This window comes from Schlesneria paludicola DSM 18645 (assembly GCF_000255655.1).
GTDB lineage: Bacteria > Planctomycetota > Planctomycetia > Planctomycetales > Planctomycetaceae > Schlesneria > Schlesneria paludicola.
This window is the reverse complement of the sequence record NZ_JH636434.1, coordinates 556,577-578,914: the sequence shown is the minus strand read 5'-3', so window position 1 is coordinate 578,914 and position 22,338 is coordinate 556,577. Positions and strand designations below refer to the sequence as shown.

Genomic DNA, 22,338 nt, shown 5'->3' with positions numbered 1-22,338 from the left:
TCCAAAGGCCTTGAGTGATGGCATCAATTCGCCGCCACACAAGGCCTCTTGTCATATCAAGTCTCTCGTGCGTCCTTTTCAGGATGCAATGTTCACGAAGACTTTGAGTGCTTCTTTATCCTCGACCAGCAGCCTCATCATTTCCTTATAGTTGTCGAGACCATCCACGGGGTTTGTCAGGATTCGTTCCGTGACCCCTGGGTAGGTGAGTTCTCCAAGCGACAACGCCGCGATGCCCAGTTCGAAATGGCGGCGGTTGCCATTGACGCTCGATACCAGCAGTTTGTTGCCCAGCACCCATTCCAGGTTGATCTTCGCCGCATCAATTGTGACGTCCGACTTGCCACCGGTGATGCTGGTCCAAATCAGGGCACCGTTATGTGCGAGAACTTCCATCGAACGGAAACAGACTTCGGCGTTGCCGGTCGCTTCGAAGATGATGTCCGGCTTGCCAACCTTCTTCACCAGATCGTGCAGAGACGTTTGCCGAGTACTGACGTAGGTCGCGCCGTACGCTTCCGCAATCTCTTGCTTACGGTGCGGCCCGGGTCGAGTGGCCAGTGTAAAGACTTCCATCCCTCGCAGCCGTAACATCATCGTCGCCAGCAGACCGATTTGGCCTGATCCCATGACGAACGCGCGTTTCGGGTTCCAGACCTGAAGTCGCTGTTGCGCGAGGAACGCCTGATCAATGGCCTTGGCACAGACGCTGGCGGGTTCCGACAACACGCCCAGATGTTTCAACTTGACGGGAACCTTCACCATATATTCAGCATCGTCAACGAACGATTCGGTCAGATACCCGTGGCAAAGATTGATCCCACGTTCGTAGTAGACTTCTTCGCTGGTGATGTCATTTCGTCCAATGACGTCAAAGAGCGATCCGCCGGGACGACGCACTGTGCATGAAACGTAGTCTCCCGGTTTGAGTTCGGTGACTTTATCACCGACTTCAAGAACTTGCCCAAAGCTTTCGTGACCGATCACCAGATGTTCGCCGGTCGGCGGAGCGTTGCCGTACAGAGCCTCGTTAATTTCACGATCGGTGGCATCCACTCCAATTTGCAACGTCTTTACGAGGACTGCACGCCCCTCGGGAATCCGGCAGACGTGGGGGTGGGGCTGGTCGGTCAACTTCGGGGCAGGAATGTCTCGGAGGTGAACGCTGTTTGGCTTCCCCGGTAGTACGGCAATGGCTTTCATGGCAGCTTTGACTTGTCCGAAATGAACTGATAGTACGAAGCAGGCTCTCGCAATCGCGAGCCGTTCGCGGGGGAAGTTTAGCCCGAGTCCAGTTTTGATACCAGCACTTAAAACATGAAAACCCCGAAGGCGATCGTTCGGATTGCCCGCGTTTTTGACGGTCACACAGCGTGTCCGCCGACTTCGATTCAGCGAATCGCAAATGTCATGACATTTCGTCGCGATCCGTGGCTCAATAGGATCGCGGCCCAGCGCGTGCTTCCGTCAACGCAACGAAGTTGTCAGGCAAGGATCGGCCTGACAACTTCGCCGTGAACGTCAGTCAAACGGTAGTCGCGTCCCTGAAAGCGATAGGTCAGGTGCGTGTGATCGAAGCCCAGCAGATGCATGATGGTCGCCTGCAGGTCATGCACATGGACCTTGTCTTTCGCGACGGAAAATGCCAATTCGTCGGATTCACCATAGGTGAATCCCCCTTTGGCGCCACCGCCTGCCATCCACATGGAATAGCAGTCTGGAAAGTGATCGCGGCCCAGATTGGTGCTGGCGGCGGTTCGCCCTTCGCGGAATGGCGTTCGGCCAAACTCGCCTCCGCAAACGATCAATGTATCCTTCAGCATCCCCCGCTGCTTCAAATCCTTGATCAGCGCCGTGACCGGCTTGTCCATGGTCGCGCATTTCTTCGTCAGACCATCGGTCAGATTTTGATCGGCACTTGTTCCATGAAAATCCCAACCCCAGTCGAACAACTGCACGAACCGCACACCCTGCTCGCACAGTCGACGAGCCAGCAGGCAGTTGTTTGCGAAGCTCGCGGCGCCCGGCTGAGCCCCATACGCTTCGAGAGTTTCTTTCGTTTCCTTGGTGATATCCATCACGTCCGGAACCGAAGTCTGCATACGGAAGGCCAGTTCGTATTGAGCGATTCGTGTTGTCGTTTCGGGATGCCCCAGTTCTTGGGCCTGGATCTGATTCAGATCATGCAGTGCATCGAGCGTCTGGCGTCGGAGCTCGCGTGACATTCCGGGCGGATCGGACGCATAAAGCACAGGGTCGCCTTTCGAACGACACTGAACTCCCTGGAAAATCGACGGCAAAAAGCCACTGCCGTATGAGTTCTTGCCGCCGTTGGGTTGAACCCCGCTCGAGATCAAAACCACGAACCCGGGCAGGTTTTCGTTTTCCGAACCCAGGCCGTAGGTGGTCCACGCTCCCATTGAAGGACGACCAGACCGCGCCGAGCCTGTATAGAGCAACAGTTCGGCCGGCGCGTGATTGAACTGCTCAGTAAACATTGAGTTCACTACACAGAGATCATCGGCCACCGTCTGCAAACCAGGAAGCGCGTCGGACAACCAGACACCGCCTTCTCCATACTGTTTGAACGTGCGCGGAGTTCCCAGCAGCTTCGGCGTCCCGGTTGTGAATGCGAATCGCTTGCCTTTGATGAACGATTCGGGAGCGTCCTGTCCGTTCAACCGAACCAGTTCAGGTTTGTAGTCGTACAGATCCAGATGCGGAGGCGATCCGGTCAGGTGCAGATAGATCACCCGCTTGGCGGTCGGGGCAAAATGAGGAGCCTTTGGGGCGAGCGGATTGATGACAGCCGCGGGCGCCGCCTTCCCCTGAGTTCCCATCAGCGACGACAAGGCCAGAGCGCCGACACCCAGCTTGGCGTCAGAGAGAAACTGTCGACGCGTATGCAGACGAACCTGTTCGAGTTGTGGATTCAAGGCTTCTGATCCTTTCGGGATGGAGAATCGAGCCGGCATTGGTACGGCTCAATCGCCCGGCATTCCTCGTTTATCGTTTCATCACGGCTTCGTCGAGATTCAGCAAAACGTTTCCGACAACCGCCCAGGCCGCCAGATCGGCGAGATCCTGATTGGCATCGACCGCTCCGATCGGTTCGGTCGCGAGCTTTTTCGCATCGTCAGCATTCTGACGGAAATGGCTGACTGATTGAGCATGCAACCGCACGAGGCGTTCCAACTCACCATCGCTCGGCAGTCGTGACAATGCGAGTCGAAATCCGTAGACGATCCGTTCCGTAGGCGTTGCGCCGCCTTCTTTGAACATCCGTCGCGAGAGCGCCTGAGCGGCCTCGACATAGACCGGATCGTTCAGAGTGACCAGCGCTTGCAGGGGCGTGTTCGTTCGGACGCGACGGACGGTGCAGACTTCTCGATTGGGGGCATCGAATGTGGCCATTGACGGATAAGGATTTGACCGTCGCCAGGTCGTATAAACGCCACGACGATAGCGATCTTCGCCGGCACTAGTTTGCCAGTCGGTACTGCTTCCGAACGCCGCGCTCAAGCCGAGATTCGGCTGGGGTGGTTTGACGGGCGGACCGAACATCTTGGAACTCAACAGACCACTCACGAACAAGGCCTGGTCACGCAGCGCCTCGGCCGACAACCGGAATCGAGGCCCTCGCGCCAGAAAGCGATTGTCTGGATCGTGCTGCATCGTCTCTGGAGTCACTTTTGACGATTGTCGATAGGTTGCCGACATCACCAGCGTTTTCAAAAACGCCTTGGTGTCCCAGGGACCTTGCTCGCCACGTGACGCACTGGAACCGTTGAGTCCTGCGAGTTCGCACGCCAGGTATTCGAGCAGTTCCGGATGGAACGGCTGGTCACCCTGCGAGCCGAAATCTTCGCTTGTCGCAACAAGGCCAATCCCAAACAGTTGTTCCCAGTATCGATTGGCAATCACGCGGGCGGTCAGGGGATTACTGGGGGCCATCAGCCACTGCGCCAGCGTCAGGCGATTGCGAGGTGCCTCGGCGGGCAAGGGGCCGAAAATCGCAGGAGTGCCCTCGGTCACTTCCTGGCCAAGATCTTCGAAGTTGCCGCGCATTTGCAGCTTGGTGACACGGCGTTTTTCTGCCAGCTCTTTCATGACCGGGACCGTATCCGGCTTGAGGTCAGCGACGGATTTTTGCAACGCCGCCAGCTGTTTGCGTGCCGCGTCGAGTTCCGGCGCGATCGTCAGGTAGTGCTGCGTGATCTCCGCCAGTTGCTCAGATGTCCGGTCATCGGATGAACGTTGAAGTGCCGCCACCACTGCGACCGGAGTCTTGACCCATTCCTCAACCCGGACTTCACTCGTCGCCGAGATTTTGAAATTCGCCAGGGTGTGGTTCGCCAGATCCGATTTCTGCTCGATGGTCAGCACGACACTCGAATCAGGGGGAACATCGGCGTTTGGCTTCAAGAGGAGTGTGAGAGTGTGCGGCGTACCGACAGCACCACCGATGGCCCAGCCGTGACCTTTCGAGTCTTTGCCGGACAAGAGATTGGCGGTGTTGAAACCTTGTTGATTGTAATCAGCAATTGCGGTCACGAACTCAACATTCATGGGCACATCGATGCGCGCTTCCGAGGAGGGAGCGGGTGGTGCCGCCATCTCTTGTCGCCAGACCGGTTCGTGCTGCTCGTTGAGTACGACAAGTCGGTAATTCGCCAGCCGCTCGCCTGCCGAATCCGTCCGATTCCAGATCGCAATCCGATCAACGCGGCGCACGGCCTTTAGGTCAAGTTCCCACCAGGGATCTTTCCCGGCGGCCGTGTGCGTGGTCGAATTGGCGGCGTGATAGTCTCCGTTGGTGTTCCCATCAATGGCGCGCTTCGCGTCGCCGCCAAAGTCGGTGCTGATCTGCTTTGCGTCGCCCGTCAGGGCAATGTTGTCGCTGCCGTCAAAGACTTGAACTTCAGCCAGTGACAAGAATTGCTCGCCCGACATTTCGACGCGGACGTAACGGCCTTCAATCGCCGAACCCGCTGGACGGACAAATTTCGCCGTAATTTTCGAGACTGCAAAATTCCCCTGACCGTGGCCGGCGCCTCCCCCTGGTAGTGCCGGGTCTGGAATCGCTTCGATCCTTAGGGCTCTCAACGTCTGATTGATGGGAGAAGGCGGAAGATTCACCGTGTAGACATCCGTGACAGCCCCCGCCCCGACCGCGATTCGACCGTCATCGGTGATCGAGGTCGGCATCTGAGACAGGGAAACTACCTGTGTCGGGATCTGCGTCTGCCAGGTCAAAGATCGAGGAAATGTCTGATCCCACCTGGCTTGGGAGTCGGTCAATTCCGGCGTGACCGTTTTCAAGACGGGTTCGAGCGCGGCAATCTCGTCCTGCCATTTGGATCGCTGTTGTTTCTGTGATTCGCTGTAGATCGACAGAAGTGGAGCTTCATCGCGCAGGTCTGCGTCGGCCGTGTTGTTGAAAAACGCAAAGAATCGGAAGTACTCTTCCTGTGTGATGGGATCATACTTGTGCGTGTGGCACTGGGCACACGCCATCGTGGTCCCCATCCAGACCGCCATCGTTGTGTTCACTCGATCGACAACGGCCACGTTGCGGAACTCTTCGTCGTTTGTCCCACCTTCGTTGTTGGTGAGTGTATTGCGGTGAAAGGCCGTCGCAATCAGTTGCTCTTCCGTGGGATTCGGCAGCAGATCGCCCGCAATCTGTTCGACGGTGAATTGGTTGAACGGCTTGTTGGTATTGAAGGCCTTGATGACGTAGTCGCGATACAGCCAGATTGTCCGGGCGGGATCATCCGCATAGCCTGCCGAGTCCGCGTAGCGTGCCAGGTCGAGCCAGAGCAGTCCCCAATGTTCGCCGAAGGCGGGCTTGGCCAGCAGGCGGTCCACAAACGTCTCGTAAGCGCGAGGGCTGGAATCCGCGAGGAACGAATCCACATCCTGAAGCGATGGCGGCAATCCCGTCAGATCGAGCGACACGCGGCGGGCGAGCGTGACACGGTCGGCTTCGGGCGACGGCGCGAGTCCCTCATGTTCGAGGCGGGCGAGGATGAATCGATCGATTTCGTTGCGACACCAGGCCGTATTCTTGACAATCGGTTGCGTCGGCATGACGGGTGGCACGTAGGACCAGTGCTGGGAGACTTTGGCGCCCGATTTGATCCAGAGCTTCAGCAGTTCGATTTCTCGTGGCGACAATCGCTTCGCCGCGCCGGGCGGCATCGCCTCGTCGGGATCCGTCGACGTCACCCGTTTGATTAGTTCGCTGGCGTCGGGATCACCGGGGATAACGGCCGCATGTCCGCCGAGATCCGCCAGAATTCCTTCCGTCGTATCCAGTCGCAGACCATCGGTCCCCCCTTTTCGCTCGGCGGGATCAGGTCCGTGGCAGCGATAACAGGCATTGGAAAGAATCGGCTTGATATCGCGACGAAAATCGACGGATTTCACACCTTCGTCGGCACCGGCCGAGTTGTACGCGGCCCCGGCGAGAATTGAGCAGCAGAATACGAATGCTGTTTTCGACCTGAAATGACACGTTGAAGAGCAAACTGTCAGTAGCCCAAAGAGCTTGCGGAGGATGCTCGTGTACCAGTCAGGACCGAGTGACGGTGTTGCAAGGGAAGTGGCCGGGCGAATCAGTTGAAGTGCAGGTTGCATTGATCGAATTCCATCCGTCCGAAGTGGGCTTGAACCATCAACGTCAGTTTATCGAATGCCAGACCGCCTGTCGCCCGAATTTCGCTCTTTCTGACCGGTTTGCCGTCGTCGGAAAGTGGCCGCGCGACACATTGATCTCTGCCCTTTACCGAGCGATCAGGATCTGTAGGGGCCCCCCGAATTCCACCAACCGAGGTGGCTTTTGCTGACAAAATACGCGTTTCGTTTTTTCGTGAAAAATTTGATCACCCTGAGCAACATCCCTGATTTCAGGGCTCAAACCCCGATTTTGAAGTTGCTCATCGGGACTTTCCGCGACGCCTGGAGTTGGTTTGAACAGCATCACTAGTTGCTTCCGCTTCTGACTTGTGTTTGGGGTCCCCCTGAGCGTTCTTCTTAGGAAGTTGCCAGACCCAATATCGCTCTTGCTTCGCCTTGGTGGCCACACATTCCAAGTGTCGAAACGCGCGGCGCAATGAAATCGAGGTGATCGCGTTTTCGGTGGCGTCTTTGCGAATGAGACTCGACCTGACCGCCCCCTGACTCAACCGCTGTTGTAACCAACTCATGACTCGCTGCAGCTCACTGATCTCTTCGCGCGCGGCCATCCCTTGTCGGTTTTGTCTGGCCAGCGCGAAATACTGTTCGCTGGTCACGGACGTCGGTTTCGAATCTGCGACGACTGCGCGATTCTGAATTGTAAACCTCATTCCGGGTTGAGGTTCACCAAGATTTTGTTTGATGGGCAGGACCAATCGCTCGTGTTCGTGGTCTCGATCGTGTGTGATCAACAGAACGGACCGTGCCGCACGTGACAGCACTTCATTTCCGATGGTGGCACTGCGATAGGCCGTTCGACCGACTCCAGGCGAAGGCAAGTTCGAATTGGCCAGTGCGACAATCGCCACATTCCAGCGGTTTGCCATGCGGACCAGTTTGGTGACCTTCTCGGGCAGGTCCGAGCCACGTTCATTGCAATTCATGAAACGTTCAACAGGGTCAATGATCACCAGGGGCACATCGATGTCGTGATTGTCGAAGGCATTCAGACACGCCTCCAACTGATCGAAATAACGGATTGATTCGAATTCCCGCCCCGATAGCGGCATCCGGCTGTAGGGTGCCAGCTTGGTCGATTGGAACTCGGCCGACATGCGGAACACCCGCGAAAGGTCCGCTTGGGCCGCGTCCAATCGTGGCCGTATGGTGTCTCCGAATGAATCCTCTGCCGAGTACATCAGCACTGTTCCCGGCGGAATCCCGTCGGCGGAATCGCTTTCGCCCCCTGCATCCGCGGCTGACTCCACATCGCCCTGCTCTGCGCCGAGGCCATTCGCTTGAGCACTCGGAAGCCGCCGTCCCCGACTGACCATGGAAGCGACATAGAGTGCGAACAGACTCTTTCCGACGCCGGGCTCGCCGACGACCAGCGTGAGCTTTCCTCGGGGAATCCAGCCCTCCCAAATCCATTCCAACGGCCGGGACTCAATCTCTCCCAGGTTGATGAACGGACCGGTCAAGGGCTTCGGAGGAGGCGTAGGTTCTGGGTCGTCGCTTGTCTCCTGGAACGGTTTGAAAATCTGGATGCCATCCCCGAAGATTGAATTCGTCAACCCTGTACCGAAATCGAGCGTCATCTCCATTCTCCTTTTGCGTCACATCCGGCGAGCGATCGAACACGTTTCGTTCGACGATAACGTCCGACACAAATTCCGCAGCGCGAGAATGAGCCTTGTTTCCAAACGTTTGGAACCTGGCCCCAAGGTGCGAGAGAACAACAACTCATGACGCCAATTGCATTCTTCCTTGCGCCTCCGCGCCTTGGCGTCGTTTTTTTCGTGATTGGATATCGTGAGAAAACAAGACAACGCAAAGGCGCCAGGGCGCGGAGACGCAAAGAAGAAAATGGCAATGATGGCAGTATTGCCTTCCTTTGCGTCCTGGCGCCCTTGCGGCTTTGCGTTAACTTCTAATGCTGGAGCTTCGTCAACTGCGAGATTGTCAATGTCGCTGGTGCACCCGATCCAATTTTCACAGCAACCTCCCTCGGAGAACGACTGGAGTCGGATGCGATCCAGTTTCTCAATCAATTTTACCTTAAGCAATTCGTCGTGAGCGGCGAGGTCATCGGAAAAACGCCCGCGACGAGGAGAGCGACTCTGACGGAACGATCACCCTGAAAGCCACTTCGACGAAATCGATCGTCTGCAAACTGGATTCATGGGAATCAATCGCCTCCGAATCCATCGAACTCGGTGATTCGATCACGGTGACGGGCCGGAACACACTCGAGTCCCCCACAGATTCGATCAAACTCGCACGCTGCCTGTTTTGGCGTGCATATTGACACATGGAAATACGCTTGCTTTTTGTGAACGCTCAATATCAGCGGAGGATTTCTACGGCCTGCAATTAGTCCGAATCGTTTTGACAATAAATCCGAGTGTAGTCTTCATACTCTGTGTCTTTTAAATCCGCTTCGATGACGCGTTGAGCGACGTCAAAATCCACCACATAACAATAAACTTCCATTGTGCCTGAACCAATACTGCCGCCGTCACAATTACCCAACCCCGTCCAACCAAGCGTCTCGCTGATGTGGTTTTCAAGTGTTTGACGTTTTGTGAGATCTTGCGGCGTTCCAACCCCTTCAATCGCGTATTCGATGACGATGATGGCGTGCTCATCAATTGAAATAGGAGTAAAGCCCAGGCCAAGAGCGGGCTGCAAAACACGGATAACGGCATCCTCGTTGGGCTCGCCCCTGGCAAGGCGGTGTTCTTGACTCTCACCTTGCTCGCCGACAATTCCCCAGTGTTCTGTAACGATATCATCATTGCTCCAAGCTTCGTGATATCGAAACTCACCGCTTGTGCGTTTGTATAGTTTGAGCATGGCGTCTATTTCGAAGAATGCAGACTGGTGGGGACGTTTCTAAGATTGTCGACAGCTTCTGGCAAGCTGCGTGAGCAAAGTGAGGGAATCGTTCCGGATGGTCAAGCGAGCCTCGTCCGAAGTGATCAAACAGGAATCGCTCGGCGCTTTGCTGCAAACACCGGATGCTGCACTCGACGGGCTCAAGCCGGTCGAGGTCATTGAACGAGGAGGAAGCGATTGCCTTTGGTCAATGATTTACTTCTTGCGGTCTGGGCTGCCATCGTAAAAACCGCATGGGAAAACCGCATGACTGGTAAGCCATTTGAGTCATTGAGTTCAACCGGGTGGTGATTCCAATTGCGATCCCACCCAGACGACGGCTTCATCGCGACCGTCGGCGGTGAACGCATGTGGCAATCGCTCGAAATTCCAGATTTGATTGACCATTCCTTGTTTGGCTTCCAGATCTCCGTCGTTCAGAATGTGCAGCATCAGTTTCAGGCCGTCCTGTCGGTGCGGACCGACCGGGATTTCGCGGCATCGGCCGGCGACGTAAACGGACGTTGCGGCAGCAACCGAAGCCAGCCCTTTCGCCTGAAGTGCGATTGTTTCCAGAAAATCGCGTCCTCGCGGATCACCTGAATCGAAGAGTGCTCCCGCCACACTCAGACGCGTGTCCTCGTCTCCTTTGCCTTCATCCCAAAACTGCTGCAGGACAGCGAGACTTTCCGCGGCATTGAGAAGCCGAAGCGCCTCGATCGCGACGTTGCGATGGGGTTCGTCGCCGTTATCGAGCCAGTCGGCGAATCGTGGGAAAAGACAGACCTCACCTGCAATCGCGAGGGCAACCGCGGCCTCTCCAGAATTCTTTAAATCCGGACCGTCCAACTTTTCCATGTACTTTTGCCTGAGCCGGGAATCCTGGAGCATGGACTTTGAGGGATGGATGACGTGCCAGAGATGCTGATCGGGGTCATCAAAAAGATCCAAGACAACGTCCAGAAATTCTGGATCCTTCTGGATGCGAAGGAACATGAGGGCATTCATTCGTTTGGACTGCGTGGCATCCGTGTCACGGATGACGGTCTTCAGCTCCGCTGACAGCGCATTTTCGAGCTGACGCGCATCTTCATCGGACTGAAAGTTGGCACGATGGACAAGATCTCCAAACAGGGGATCGAGGGCTTCATAGTCCTGTGCCATGGTTGGCAACCTCACTCTGAGTGTGATGAAGAACAAGGGGGCTAGCAAAACCCATATCACCAAGCTCGACCAAGCTGCATGACGGCCTCTTTTCTGTCTGTTTGATCCGGCGTCATTCGCCCCCCAACAAGCCGCACAGTCTGGCTTGAAGAGAGCACACGTGACCAACATCAGACAAAAAGGCGGGGTTGGTCATTCACTGGGCGATACTGCTGCATTGACCCCCGTTTCGCCTTTTGCGAATGAGCCGGAGATAAATGTTGTGTCGGGGCGCATTTTGACCGGTGTTGCCAGATAGACAATGAACCAACCAATGAACAGCCCAGAAGCAGGCATCATCAATAGCACAAATCGCTGAAATTCAGGATCCGATGGTGAAATGAGCGCAATTTCCCGCGCCACCATGAACCCGGTTATCGAAAACAACAGCGGAGACCAGATGAAATGCAATGCGGGCTTCATGTGGAACTCCAATTCTATAATGCCTGTGGAAGTTCAGGCCCGGGTCGAACATCTCCGGATGGATTCTATTGCCGTTTGAATTGTATTGTTGTACAGGCCCGACTTCAACGAGATCCTCTGATAGCCGACGGCCTGGTGCAGTTCGCCAACCGCATCGCCTTCTGGTCGTCGTGGCAGAAAAAAACACGGCAATATGCGTGCAAATGGACATCATTAAAGAATGCCTGGACCTGCAGCTCATCGCTTGAGGTTGCTTAGTGACCGCGGCATGGTCCTTAACATTTCGATGTCGCACTAGTTATCAAGGTTGGCGACGACTCCATCGCTGATCGTCGACATGCGAGAGAGCGTTGATGCGTCAGCGTTCTGGCTGATGAAACGAACGCTTCCGTCTGCATTCAGAAATTGCGCTCCGCCGACGTGCTGGCTGGCGAAGGCATTGATCGACGAGCCGTTGACCACGAAGCCGGCAGTCGGCGGCAATACGCCGACGACTGCGGACTGGAACGTATCGGCCGGACAGCCAATCCACATTCCTCCGACACGTTCTCCGGCGGCGAAATTCTGTAGACTGGAATCCACATCTTTCCGGTAGCACTCACCGACGGCAAGCGTATTGCTGGTGCCGTCGGTCACGTCTCGAATTGAAGCGCAACCAATGAGCGCTGCATCGCCGAATAAACCCTTGAGGCCAACTGCATTTTGTTGCACACCTGAAAATGTAAGTAGCCGAGTGTTGTTTGTTTCCAGTCCATAGAAGTTTACCCCGGCAATTCCGCGGTAGTTCGACTTCGCATGGGCGCTGGGGCTGTTCGGGGTGGTGGATGCATCACGCGTCGGATTCAGATCTGGATCGGTCGCGGTCGGGCAGACGTAAGCGGAAATTTTCGTCCGTTGTAACGCGGCATTTCCAATCCCTACTGGTCCACCATTGTCACAGACCGCCTGACTTGAGTTGACGTTCAGCGCATTATATAGGTTGGCTTGATCCAGGTAGGGCAGCAGAAAGACGCCCCAACCCCATCCTTGACCTGTCGACGTGAAAGTGATGACGCCGTCGGAACCGACCGGGGCTCGAACGATTGCATTCGTCACACTCCCGCAAGGAGTTGCTGTGGTGGTCAGAGCGGGAGTCCCCATGTAGCCCATCGGAAAGCAATTGTAGACGTCATGATAGTTGTGCATCCCCAAGCCCATCTGCTTGAGATTATTCTTGCACTGTGTCCGGCGAGCGGCTTCGCGTGCTTGCTGAACGGCAGGCAGCAGCAACGCAATCAGCACCGCGATGATGCTGATCACCACCAACAACTCGATCAGCGTGAAACCCCGCCGACGGGAAGGCGTTCGAACGGCAAACAAACTCAAATCTGACATGGCGCAAGTCCTCAGATATGGAATAGATTTGACGGCAACAGAAAGAAAAAACGGGAATCGGTGCGAACCACCAACCCCGCAATCGCTTTGGATTTCTACTTATCGACGGAATGTCGAATCAGTCGGACGCAGACGATCATGGACGAAAGAGATGGTTCTCTGGACTCGGCAGGTGTTTTCGAGAGGGAAGCGAGTCCGGAGGGGACGGTCTGGATGATCGAAGCGACGAGCAACCGTCCTCGCTTGACCAACCGTTCTGGTTGAGGCCGTCCTCGTTCAGGCGGGCAAATTCTACGAGTTATTCAATTTGATTGACGGACACGAGGATTGTTGCGGAGAGTTCCACTCACAAGGACTCACGTTTTCCTAACGCGAAACGTGTGGGTGGATTTCATCTCCATTCACACCGACTCTCAAAAGCTGACGAATTTTTAATCTTGCGACAATCCGAAGTCTTGTGTTTTTGCAACATTCTTTATGCGAAATGCGACAACGCACGACACACGTGCCAGATTCGCGTTCATTGTTCGCCGACGAGGTTCCGCGTTGACTTGGGATGTGTGAACGCGGGTAGATTGGTGGACGCTTGCTGTGTCGGGACGAAAGGGGAAGAGCGGAAAGTCAGCAGAAGCCGTTCGCGAGGACCCGCGCGGGCGGGGCGTTTCGTTAGCGTGACGGTGCGAGCCAGCGTAACTCGGCTGCGAGCTGCGGATCGCATTGGCCGTCGCCACGGGCGAGTGCTTGTGCGCGCTGCTGCTGCTTCAAATAGGCCAATCGGCGATGGGCGCGCACCACCAGGCTCAGGTCGGCCTGGCAGCGGCGACAGGTCTCGCGGAGGGTCTGTGCCGCGCGGCAGACGGGGCAGCGGAAGTCGGGTTCATCGGACATAGAATAACAGATCGTCCAGTTCCGCGATGAGGCTGGCGACTGCGGCCGGGTCGTCCAACGTCATCGCCTGCTTCAAGTTTTCGCAAAGCAACTCAAGATCTTCCGCGTCCTGGCCTTCAACAGACGCTCTCAGCGAGTCCGCTTTCTTGAGGATCGCGACCGCCTCGGGAAATCTCACTTCCGCGGACGCGTGATCGGCAGTGCTCAATGCGTCCTTCCCATCCGAGTCCTCTGCTTGCCACTCGTTGGAGAATGGCCCGTCGTCTTCGTCCAGAAACTCAACTGAATCGTCGAACATTGTTTTCAGTCGCGATTCCGCACGGTCTCGGTCGTCGGCTTGGAACTGACTGAGTGCATTCTGAATCGTCAAAACTTGACTAAGGCCGGTGGCAGATTGCGTCGCACTGACCTTGAGGATGCCGTCCAGCGTCAGATCGAAACGGACGACGACCTTGTTTCGATCTCCACTGCCCGTTTCGAGTTCCAGTCGAAACTTTCCAATTGACTGATTGCGGTGCACCTCGGGCCGTTCCCCTTGCAGTACGTGGATATCGACCGCGTCCTGGTCGTCGTATAAGGTCGAGTAGGCTTGTTCATAGCGTGCGGGAAGGGGTGTATTCCGATGGATGATCGGCGAGAAGAACATTTTCGGTCCCGCGAATGTCATCTCAGTACACGCTTCAATCCCCAGCGTGTGTCCCGTCACATCCACCAGCACGGGCCCCGCCGATCGGCCATCGATCATGGCGGCCTGTACCGCGGCTCCCAGGGCGACGGCCAGGTCGGGGTCGACCGCGCGGCTGGGTTCTCGCTGAAATTCCTCGCGCAGACGGGCCTCAACCAAAGGAATTCGGGTGGAACCGCCGACCAGTACCAGGTCATCCAGTTGATGGATGGTCAGGCCCGACTCGCGCAGCGCCTCATCAAGGCTGTCGATCGTCCGCGCCACGAACGGTTCGATCAGCTCTTCGAACTCCTCACGGGTCACCGTCGCTGTCAGATGTAGGGGCTGGCCAGCTTTTTCGGCAATGAACTCTTCCGTAATCTCTACGGTTTCATCGGTTGAGAGTCGTCGTTTGGCCTGTTCACACGCCAGCCACAATCGATACCGCGCCTGGGAGTTTTTTCGCAAGTCCACTCCGTGCTCGGTCTGGAACTGATCGGCCACATGATTCACGAGCACCTGGTCGAGATCGTCGCCGCCGAGATGCACATCACCGCGACTGCTGAGCACTTCGATGACACCGGCTTCCATGCGGACGATCGAGACGTCGAAGGTTCCCCCGCCGAAATCGTAGACCGCGATCTGTTTGCGATCGTGGGAACCGGCGTGATACACCAGCGTCGCGGCGGTCGGCTCGTTGATGATCCGCTCGACTGTCAGCCCCGCGAGCCCTGCCGCTTCACGAGTTGCCTGGCGCTGGTTCTCGTCGAAGAAGGCGGGCACCGTGATCACAGCCCGGTTCACCGGCTGTCCAATTGCGCGGCTGGCCCGGTCTCGCAAACGGCGCAGAATCATCGCGCTGATTTCTGGTGGGGTGAACGTCTGATCGCCGAGCGCGACGGGGTCCATACGTCCCATTTGGCGTTTGATCGAGGCGACCGTGCGATCGGGAAAGGCGGCCAGTTGATTCCGTGCGGCGACGCCCGTGACGAGTTGTCCCTGGGGATTGATCCCCACCACCGACGGCAGCAGTTTCTCACCCGCTTCGTCCAGTACCAGGGGCTTCCCATCGACGATGATCGCCACCACGCTGTTGGTGGTTCCCAGATCGATCCCGACAATAGGATCTTGACGATCGGCCATGCGCAATCTCTTTCTGTTGATTCTGCTGAAATAAAACATTGCCCGGTCGCAACTATTTCGTCACTCGCACATCGGCGAAACGCACGATGCGACCCTGCCAGCGATACGCGGGTGAAAGCTGTTCCGCAACATGTCCGGAAGGATAATCCGTCGTCACGGCGGTTCCAATCGCGTACATGGTGTCGGCGTCGAATGCTTGTCCTTCGGTCTCAATCCGCTCGATCCCATGTTCATTCAACACGCGGCGAAGCCGCCCCAGCACCAGATCGAGTCCTGTGATGGCCGGGTTCTCGGCAGGCGACGCGGGAACCGATTGCTGTTCCATGACGAAAGTCAACAACGGGCGCGCCAGCCAGCGGGCCAATCGATTCATTCCCGCGAAGTAGCGTTCCACGGCTTTGGCGTCGGCCTCCGCACGCAGTCTGCGATTCGTGTCCCATTGCGCAACGGCCGACACGGCTCGGGACAGTTGATGATCGGTCTCAATCAGGGCCAGCACGAGCGGTCGTGCTTCAACCGTGTCCCCGGCTCCGTTGTCGTTCGCTCGGATGTCGAAAGCACGTGCGTGTAGCTTCGCTTCCAGTGATTGAATGTTCGTCACCGCCGTCTGAATCTGCTCGGCGACAGCACGACTCTCTTTAGTTTGTCCGCGCCACTCGTGTCGCATCGCGGTGAAGGCCTCGACAATGTCTACGGCACCAAACTGAGGCGAATCATCCAGTGACGGATCATCGCGTCGCGGCGCGTTCCCGTCGCGTGGTTCCCGATTGAATTCCCATGGGAAAGTGGCGTCATTCATGTGGCGTCTATCTTATCGTGTTACGAAGTCAAATCATGGCGGCCATGGAAGTTCACTGGTATGTGATTCAGTCAGGTAGAAGAGGAGAGGCAGAGTTGTCGGGGGCCCGATTGCCCAGACTCAGCAGAAATGCAGAGGTCATTCGGGGCGGGTTCCGTTTTTGCGATTCCAGTACATCCGACCACTGGGGCGCGTCGTCGCCAGGTGGAGTCGTCAATCGCCGCGCGACAGAGAGCGGATCTTTGGCCGCATCAAACGCCTCCCGAATTTCCCGGAACTTTTCGGGTTCCCGGTCCGGCGGATATTGCTTCACGAGTTTTAGATACCGGGCGCGGATCTCTGCTTCGCTGGCATCCGGAGCCACGCTCAGAACGGTAAATGGATCGTCAGGTGTCGGAGAATTCATCCGTGAGATTCCTTGCTTTCAAAACGGCGTCGCGCTGTCGGTTGATCGTGCTTGCTCTGCCGCTTTCCGGGCCGCCTGACACTTGCCACAGTTGCAGTCCGGGTCGAAGCGCCGATCGTTGTCCTCGAAATCATTCCCGTCGTCATCGTCATCGCTCCCAAACATGGTGCCGAAAGGGAAACCAAAGAGCGATGAATTTGCGTCCAGCAGGTCGTCCAGTTCGTCGGCCAACACGAGAAACCAATGGCGATAGTAAGCATCGCGCTGTGACGGCGCCGCCTCGCGCAAGAGAGGTCCCAGTTCTCGATACGTATCAGTGTCCCACTGATAACGCTCTTTCAGAAATGCGTTCAGTCTGGCCGCAACGAACATCGGATGCCGCAGGAGGTCCGGTTTAAAGAAGAAGGGCGCCAGTCTTATCTGATTGCCGCTCGGCCAGAAGCGACACTCTGATCCCCAGAGCACAACTTTGTGAACCCGTTCGTCAGTGACGAAGTCTGTTCCCTGTTTGCCCGGTTTCGCCAGGCGCGCGATCAATTCCTTTCCAATGTTGGCGCCGTGCATTCGATAGGCGGGATAGAGCAGTCGTGTGCGCTGCAAATCCCAGAAGAAGCTGCCGGTTTCCAGGAGCTCTTCAAGCGAAAGCAGGTGAAGCTTTTTCACGGCTTGGTCCACGGGCAACCGCAACGGTTTGAGCTCTTCGGCGGACAGCCGCATCTGCTGAGCCGCTCCCAGCATCATGCAAGCATCGGGCAACGAACCGCGTGTCAGGCCTGAGGCCTGACAGATCTGCTGGCGCTGGATTTCGAACGCTTCGGCCTGTCCGCTTCGCAGCATCCAGGCGGCTCGCAGATAGGGAAGCCATTGCTTTGAGAGCCACGCTGGCCAGAGAGATTCCGCGGCATCCAATCGGGCCGGGACGTCCACCAACCAGGCTTTCCGACGAGACAGCCGCATCGCTTCCAGAAGCTGCCATTTCCACGGCGTGGCACGCACGCGGGGATCATCAATCCGGGAAGCGGCCAGACTATCGACGTGCGGCCTGGCTTCTTCCAACTGATCGTTCTCGAGCAAATAGTCGACCAGCCACAGTCGCGGCTCGATGTCCTCCGGCAGACTTTGTGACCAACCTCGCATGACATCGGCCAGTTCTTCTTCGAACGGCTTCCGTTTGGCTTGTGTCAGATTCTCGTCGTCCAACTTGGAATCGAGCCAATTGCTGTAGGTCTTGTGCACCGGACGATTCTTGGGATCGGCCTTCAACGCCGCCTGCAAATGCGTTCGAATCGACTTGGAATCCTCAACCGGTCTGAACCTTAGCGGCAGCATCTCACCGCCGCCATCGGGCTGCATGAATGATTTCGCTTCCTGGAAATGAATCTGACTGGCGATTGCACCACGGAGCGCCTCGGTCAGATCCATATTTTGAGGCAGATCGTGGTTCAAATACTGGTTCAGCGACCGCTTTGCGGTTTTCTCTGCCGGAGGATCATTCTGGAAGCGGCTATAAAAGAAATAGGTGAGCAACCGGTTCTGCCGATCGTGCCGCGGGCCAGGCAACGACCGGACCACCTCATCAAACAGGTCGTGAAAATTCTGAACGAATGTTCGGCCAAGTGCCGTCTGTGAGAGTGCGGCGATCAAGTCTGGTTCGGTGTCTCCGTATTCTTTGAAAAACTGCTTCAACCACTGGAACTTCCGTGGTCCCAGCACCAGATCGTTGCTCTCTTCAGGCATGTTCACGCCGGCCTCGGCCACGCGTAGGGCCGCCCGGTCAAAACGCACACGCCGTAGCAGCTTGCCATGATAGAGCAATTGATCATCACAGCGGCTCAAAGGGATCGCCGGTGAGGCCACTGGGTCTGCGTCCGCCGATTCCCCGTTCGCTGCGGGCGGCGAGGTTTGTTCGAGATCGGAGCGTAAAGCGATCATCATGGCCGTCGCGATTCGACCAGGCCGCCGCTCGGTATCCAATCGTTTCCACGCCTCGCTCGCCGCTTCGGTGTCATCCGCCAGCCAGTCCACCAGGCCGCGAATGAACAGTCGCCATTCACTGAGCGGGCTGCTGCGGGAAATCACGGAGAGACGCGTGACGGCCTCTTCTCCGCGAGATTCCGTCGCCTCATGAAGCACTTCGCGAACGAGGGAGACCTGTTGAGCCACATCCGGCGGCAACGTGGCAAGCACCGAATCATCGAACACGGCCACGTCTTCAACAGTCTCTCCCGCCCAAGCTCGGGGAATCTGCTTCGACAGTCGCTCGCGATGCCGTGCGTTGCTGCCCAAGGGAGCCCCGCCGTTCCGCGGGTTTTCAAACGCGCGTCCCCGCGACTGCTCCTGTTTCTTTCGTTTCTCTTGCCGTTTTTTCTCGTGTCGTTCCTTTTGACGTTGCGACCTATTCCCCATGTTTCACATCCATTTGCTCTGGGATCTTTGCCCAACCTCCTCGCGGAACATGCGGCATCACCAACGGGACCTCCGCACGATGAGCCCCATTTTGCCGAAGCCGCGCCGTCTTAGGAAGTGATCACACGCTCTCTCACGTTTGATGCAACAACACTGGCATATTCTGAGTCGGAAGGCCACTCGAACGGTTCTCACGGCGGCAAGCATCCCGCCAACGCGATTCCAGTCCTTTCGCGCTGTGTCACTCAGATTTCGTGGGTGGTTCGTCGCCGTACGTTGGCTTCGATTGGCTGGTTGTATTCCGCGAGCTTTACGAATTGGGCATTTTCGACGTCGTAGGCGAACACCTCGCCCGTTTCAATCTTGTAGACCCATCCATGCAGATGGAGGTCACCTCGCACGAGACGTGAGCCGACCGCGGGAAGCGTTCGCAAATTCTCGAGTTGAACCAGGACGTTTTCTTCGACAGTGGCCGTCAGCAACCTTTCTCCTTCCAGGTGGCCGTAGTTTTCACGCATGATTCGACGGGTCATTTCGGCGTGCGAGAGCCATGACGAAACGGCGGGAAGCGACGCGACCTTTTCGGGATTCAGTAGTCCCTGCATCGCACCGCAGTGGGAATGGCCACAGATGATAATGTCTTTGACGCCAAGGGCCGCGACCGCCAGTTCGATCGTCGCGGCTTCTCCACCGTTCCCCGCACCGTGCGGTGGAACAATATTTCCGGCATTGCGAAGAATGAAGAGATCGCCGGGCTTGGCCTGGGTGAGCAGGTTCGGGTCGATTCGGGAATCCGAACAGGTGATAAATAAGGTCTCGGGATTTTGGCCCTTCGCCAATTGTTCGAACAGTCCTTGCAGCGGTAGGAACGATTTTCCTTGGAATTGGTGAATGCCTTGAATCAACTTTTGCACAGTCCCGCGTTACCTTTCTGGAAAACGGATTGAGGTCACTTCGCGAGCGCGAAGTTCATTTTTCCGCCCAACTTCTCCGAGTCTTATCGATGGCTTTTCGAAGCTCCGTTGCCGCAAGCGATTCGTTTTCAAGAAAACGGGTCGCATCCATTAACCAGGAAGCGATTTTTGGCTGGGGTAGCTGATAGAACACACGACGCCCTTCTCGACGTTCGGAGACGAGTCGGTGCGACCTGAGAACCATTAAATGCTGTGACACTCCGGAGTGGCTGATCCCGAGAGCGTCTTGCAATGAATTCACGTCACGCTCTGCATCGCGCAACTCTTCGATAATGCGGATTCGGTGCGGATGCGAGAGAACTCTCAAGAAGTCAGCAAGTTCCTTTGCGACCAAGGCGCGGTGTGGCATCACGGCTCCCTTGCACTTAATGATTCAAACATTTGAACATTATGGACTACTGAAATTCCGGTCAAGGAATTCGTTGCTTGCAATCTTGAGAGACGCCGCGCCAAACGAAGCATGATCCCAAGAAGTCGCGCCCGGTTCGAGCGGAGGTGGGATCGGAGTGGTTTGAATTGGTCATTGATCACGGTCAAGGAGGGGGATCGTCCGCAAAAAGAAGCAAGTAATAATAGTCGCTACGGGTGATTTTCGGCCGCGATTGTTAGTACATTGTTAATATACTGATCGCCGTTCACAGCCCGAAGAGAGAGGGGATAGGTGGATCTTTCCGACCTGTGAACGGTTCGAATACAATGCTCCGAATCACGGGTTGGGGCATTTCAATTCAGGAAATCATTTCGGCTTCACGACTCTCTGTATCATCGTAGTTCAGATTGCGAGGATTCGATCATGACCAAATTTTGCCTGCTGGTTTCTACTCTCGTCTGTGTTGCTGGAACGTTGAACGCCAGTGATAAATCGCCAACGAAGATCCTGAGTGGAAAGCCTGTCGCCACGTCTTCACGATCGAGCACGTATTACGATGGAAAAGGCGGGTATGCGGGGCGAAGTGCAACCAGCGGCAGCAGGACTCAAATCTACGACAGCACGGGACGCCCGGCTGAGCGAATCACTGCGTCAGGAGATTCGACGCAAATTTATGATAACAAGGGATCGCACGCCGGTCGCACGCAGACATCAGGCAACACAATCACCTACTACAACAAGAATGGGTCATTCGACGGACGGTCAACCACATCGGGTAACACAACGATATTCTATGATAGCAGGGGGGCGTTTAGCGGCCGGTCAGAAACCTGGGGCGGAACGACAAAGTACTATGATTCCCAGGGAAGACCAGTCGGTTCAATCCGCCCATGACGGCATCATGCGCGCGAATCGATTTCGGACCGATTCAACCGGCCTGTCGCCACAGCGGCCTTCTCGGAAACGCGACTTCGGCGGTCGTTGTGAAATTTCGATCAACCGGACGGATACCATTGCTCGAGAACTTCGCGCCAGGCGGACATGTTGCGGCAGACGGCCCAGGCGTTGCGGAGTTCCGTGAATTGAGGGTGCAGTCGAGCGAACTTGATTCCGAACATCCGCATGGTGAGATGCGCCTGTTTCTCACCCGATGATTTCAGGCAAAGTTCTGCGTGCATTTCGAGAACTCGACGTTGCTCGGCCAGATTGGGTTCAGGCAGCGGTCGTCCCGCGGCCAAGGCGTTGGCCTGGGCGAAGATCCAGGGATTGCCAATGGCCCCCCGTGCGACGGAGGCTCCGTCGACACCGGTATCGCGAAGCATTTCGAGGCAGGCTTGGGCCGTAAACAGGTCACCGCTTCCCAGGATCGTCTTCGAGCCCGCATGTTGCTTGACTTCCCGAAGGAAGTCCCAGTTACTTGGGCCAACATAACGTTGTTCGACGGTGCGGCCATGAACGGTGATCGCGGCGACGCCGCGGGCGAATGCCCCATCGAGGATACGGAAAAAGCGTTCGCGACTTTCCTCGGAATCATCAATCCCACGCCGCATCTTCAGCGTAACAGGAATCGAATCCGGTACGGCGTCTCGCGTGCGACTGACGATTTCCAGCGCGACATCGGGTTGGCTGAGGTGATACCCGCCTCGGCATCCACTGACGGCCGTTTTGACCGGGCAGCCGAAGTTGATATCGATGACGTCGAACCCCGCCGCGACAAGCCGCAGAGCTGCCGGTGCAAACTCGCTCGGGTTTGATCCCATCAGTTGGCCGCCGACGGGGTGCTCTTCGTCGGTGATCGTCAGGTGTCGCCGGGCGTGATGCTGATTCGTGGCATCCAGGACGAACCGATCGATCAGGACTTCGGCAAGAGAATAACTGGCGCCTAACCGTCGCGCGACGATGCGCATTGGACCGTCGCTGTAACCGCTGAGCGCGGCTTGTACAACCGGAAATCCGATCTTCACCTGACCAATCGACAACGGACGGACGTTTCCCAACCCCAGTTCGGGCCTGGATTGTGAGCGAATTGGGGGCGGATGCTTGTCTTGAATCGAGGTGACGTTGGTCATAACGCCTATTCTGACAGGTTCGCCAGCGATGGGAAGCGTCACGCCCCGGCGACGTCATGCG

Annotated in this window: 18 protein-coding genes; 2 read left to right on the top strand and 16 right to left on the bottom strand. The window is 56.6% G+C overall.

Annotation, left to right across the window (positions count from 1 at the left end; genetic code table 11):
- Window positions 1–78 precede the first annotated feature (78 nt).
- From OSO_RS0102875 to OSO_RS0102840, 5 genes are all read right to left on the bottom strand, one after another.
- A complete protein-coding gene (locus OSO_RS0102875; protein ID WP_029246574.1) occupies window positions 79–1,203 on the bottom strand; it encodes a glucose 1-dehydrogenase in 1,125 nt (374 codons plus the stop codon).
- A gap of 281 nt (window positions 1,204–1,484) precedes the next feature.
- Complete coding sequence (locus tag OSO_RS0102870) at window positions 1,485–2,975, bottom strand: DUF1501 domain-containing protein (RefSeq protein WP_010582049.1); 1,491 nt, start codon at window positions 2,973–2,975, stop codon at window positions 1,485–1,487.
- 31 nt (window positions 2,976–3,006) lie between these two features.
- On the bottom strand, window positions 3,007–6,642 hold the full coding sequence (locus OSO_RS0102865; protein ID WP_010582048.1) for a DUF1553 domain-containing protein: 3,636 nt from the start codon (window positions 6,640–6,642) through the stop codon (window positions 3,007–3,009).
- A 299-nt stretch (window positions 6,643–6,941) separates the two neighbouring features.
- On the bottom strand, window positions 6,942–8,279 hold the full coding sequence (locus tag OSO_RS0102855) for an AAA family ATPase (protein ID WP_010582046.1): 1,338 nt from the start codon (window positions 8,277–8,279) through the stop codon (window positions 6,942–6,944).
- Between the two features lie 775 nt (window positions 8,280–9,054).
- Entirely contained in the window at window positions 9,055–9,537 is a 483-nt protein-coding gene (locus OSO_RS0102840; protein ID WP_010582043.1) for a hypothetical protein, read from the bottom strand.
- Between the two features lie 97 nt (window positions 9,538–9,634).
- Between OSO_RS0102840 and OSO_RS50570 the strand changes: the two genes are divergently transcribed.
- Complete coding sequence (locus tag OSO_RS50570) at window positions 9,635–9,805, top strand: hypothetical protein (RefSeq protein WP_010582042.1); 171 nt, start codon at window positions 9,635–9,637, stop codon at window positions 9,803–9,805.
- 50 nt (window positions 9,806–9,855) lie between these two features.
- Here the strand turns inward: OSO_RS50570 and OSO_RS0102830 are convergent, their stop codons facing one another.
- The 10 genes from OSO_RS0102830 to OSO_RS52470 all read right to left on the bottom strand — a co-directional run bounded on the left by OSO_RS0102830 (window position 9,856) and on the right by OSO_RS52470 (window position 20,187).
- On the bottom strand, window positions 9,856–10,722 hold the full coding sequence (locus tag OSO_RS0102830; RefSeq protein ID WP_010582041.1) for a HEAT repeat domain-containing protein: 867 nt from the start codon (window positions 10,720–10,722) through the stop codon (window positions 9,856–9,858).
- Window positions 10,723–10,914: 192 nt separating this feature from the next.
- Entirely contained in the window at window positions 10,915–11,184 is a 270-nt protein-coding gene (locus tag OSO_RS0102820) for a hypothetical protein (RefSeq protein WP_010582040.1), read from the bottom strand.
- Between the two features lie 294 nt (window positions 11,185–11,478).
- Window positions 11,479–12,558, bottom strand: coding sequence for a DUF1559 domain-containing protein (locus OSO_RS0102815; RefSeq protein ID WP_010582039.1), 1,080 nt, complete (start codon window positions 12,556–12,558; stop codon window positions 11,479–11,481).
- Between the two features lie 666 nt (window positions 12,559–13,224).
- Entirely contained in the window at window positions 13,225–13,446 is a 222-nt protein-coding gene (locus OSO_RS0102805) for a hypothetical protein (RefSeq protein WP_010582037.1), read from the bottom strand.
- The gene (locus OSO_RS0102800) at window positions 13,436–15,253 is read right to left on the bottom strand and encodes an Hsp70 family protein (protein ID WP_010582036.1); all 1,818 of its coding nucleotides are present in this window, start codon (window positions 15,251–15,253) and stop codon (window positions 13,436–13,438) included. Before OSO_RS0102800 ends, OSO_RS0102805 begins: the two co-directional genes overlap by 11 nt.
- A gap of 52 nt (window positions 15,254–15,305) precedes the next feature.
- On the bottom strand, window positions 15,306–16,052 hold the full coding sequence (locus OSO_RS0102795) for a nucleotide exchange factor GrpE (protein WP_010582035.1): 747 nt from the start codon (window positions 16,050–16,052) through the stop codon (window positions 15,306–15,308).
- A 67-nt stretch (window positions 16,053–16,119) separates the two neighbouring features.
- Window positions 16,120–16,458, bottom strand: coding sequence for a J domain-containing protein (locus OSO_RS41895; protein ID WP_010582034.1), 339 nt, complete (start codon window positions 16,456–16,458; stop codon window positions 16,120–16,122).
- An 18-nt stretch (window positions 16,459–16,476) separates the two neighbouring features.
- The gene (locus OSO_RS0102785) at window positions 16,477–18,864 is read right to left on the bottom strand and encodes a hypothetical protein (RefSeq protein WP_010582033.1); all 2,388 of its coding nucleotides are present in this window, start codon (window positions 18,862–18,864) and stop codon (window positions 16,477–16,479) included.
- 245 nt (window positions 18,865–19,109) lie between these two features.
- On the bottom strand, window positions 19,110–19,778 hold the full coding sequence (locus tag OSO_RS0102780; RefSeq protein ID WP_010582032.1) for a carbonic anhydrase: 669 nt from the start codon (window positions 19,776–19,778) through the stop codon (window positions 19,110–19,112).
- Between the two features lie 55 nt (window positions 19,779–19,833).
- Window positions 19,834–20,187: an ArsR/SmtB family transcription factor gene (locus OSO_RS52470; RefSeq protein WP_010582031.1), complete on the bottom strand. Its 354-nt coding sequence runs from the start codon at window positions 20,185–20,187 to the stop codon at window positions 19,834–19,836.
- Between the two features lie 444 nt (window positions 20,188–20,631).
- Between OSO_RS52470 and OSO_RS0102770 the strand changes: the two genes are divergently transcribed.
- Window positions 20,632–21,102: a hypothetical protein gene (locus OSO_RS0102770; protein WP_010582030.1), complete on the top strand. Its 471-nt coding sequence runs from the start codon at window positions 20,632–20,634 to the stop codon at window positions 21,100–21,102.
- 101 nt (window positions 21,103–21,203) lie between these two features.
- Here OSO_RS0102770 and OSO_RS0102765 read toward each other — a convergent pair whose 3' ends face one another.
- A complete protein-coding gene (locus OSO_RS0102765; RefSeq protein WP_010582029.1) occupies window positions 21,204–22,277 on the bottom strand; it encodes a tRNA dihydrouridine synthase in 1,074 nt (357 codons plus the stop codon).
- Window positions 22,278–22,338 lie beyond the last annotated feature (61 nt).

What these genes read in the sequence shown, in the direction of transcription:
- OSO_RS52470 (WP_010582031.1), bottom strand. Translation starts at nt 20,187, where the DNA reads ATGCCACACCGCGCCTTGGTCGCAAAGGAACTTGCTGACTTCTTGAGA.
- OSO_RS0102785 (WP_010582033.1), bottom strand. Translation starts at nt 18,864, where the DNA reads ATGGGGAATAGGTCGCAACGTCAAAAGGAACGACACGAGAAAAAACGG.
- OSO_RS0102770 (WP_010582030.1), top strand. Translation starts at nt 20,632, where the DNA reads ATGACCAAATTTTGCCTGCTGGTTTCTACTCTCGTCTGTGTTGCTGGA.
- OSO_RS0102805 (WP_010582037.1), bottom strand. Translation starts at nt 13,446, where the DNA reads ATGTCCGATGAACCCGACTTCCGCTGCCCCGTCTGCCGCGCGGCACAG.
- OSO_RS0102865 (WP_010582048.1), bottom strand. Translation starts at nt 6,642, where the DNA reads ATGCAACCTGCACTTCAACTGATTCGCCCGGCCACTTCCCTTGCAACA.
- OSO_RS0102815 (WP_010582039.1), bottom strand. Translation starts at nt 12,558, where the DNA reads ATGTCAGATTTGAGTTTGTTTGCCGTTCGAACGCCTTCCCGTCGGCGG.
- OSO_RS50570 (WP_010582042.1), top strand. Translation starts at nt 9,635, where the DNA reads ATGGTCAAGCGAGCCTCGTCCGAAGTGATCAAACAGGAATCGCTCGGC.
- OSO_RS0102840 (WP_010582043.1), bottom strand. Translation starts at nt 9,537, where the DNA reads ATGCTCAAACTATACAAACGCACAAGCGGTGAGTTTCGATATCACGAA.
- OSO_RS0102795 (WP_010582035.1), bottom strand. Translation starts at nt 16,052, where the DNA reads ATGAATGACGCCACTTTCCCATGGGAATTCAATCGGGAACCACGCGAC.
- OSO_RS0102765 (WP_010582029.1), bottom strand. Translation starts at nt 22,277, where the DNA reads ATGACCAACGTCACCTCGATTCAAGACAAGCATCCGCCCCCAATTCGC.
- OSO_RS0102830 (WP_010582041.1), bottom strand. Translation starts at nt 10,722, where the DNA reads ATGGCACAGGACTATGAAGCCCTCGATCCCCTGTTTGGAGATCTTGTC.
- OSO_RS0102870 (WP_010582049.1), bottom strand. Translation starts at nt 2,975, where the DNA reads ATGCCGGCTCGATTCTCCATCCCGAAAGGATCAGAAGCCTTGAATCCA.
- OSO_RS0102800 (WP_010582036.1), bottom strand. Translation starts at nt 15,253, where the DNA reads ATGGCCGATCGTCAAGATCCTATTGTCGGGATCGATCTGGGAACCACC.
- OSO_RS41895 (WP_010582034.1), bottom strand. Translation starts at nt 16,458, where the DNA reads ATGAATTCTCCGACACCTGACGATCCATTTACCGTTCTGAGCGTGGCT.
- OSO_RS0102855 (WP_010582046.1), bottom strand. Translation starts at nt 8,279, where the DNA reads ATGACGCTCGATTTCGGTACAGGGTTGACGAATTCAATCTTCGGGGAT.
- OSO_RS0102820 (WP_010582040.1), bottom strand. Translation starts at nt 11,184, where the DNA reads ATGAAGCCCGCATTGCATTTCATCTGGTCTCCGCTGTTGTTTTCGATA.
- OSO_RS0102875 (WP_029246574.1), bottom strand. Translation starts at nt 1,203, where the DNA reads ATGAAAGCCATTGCCGTACTACCGGGGAAGCCAAACAGCGTTCACCTC.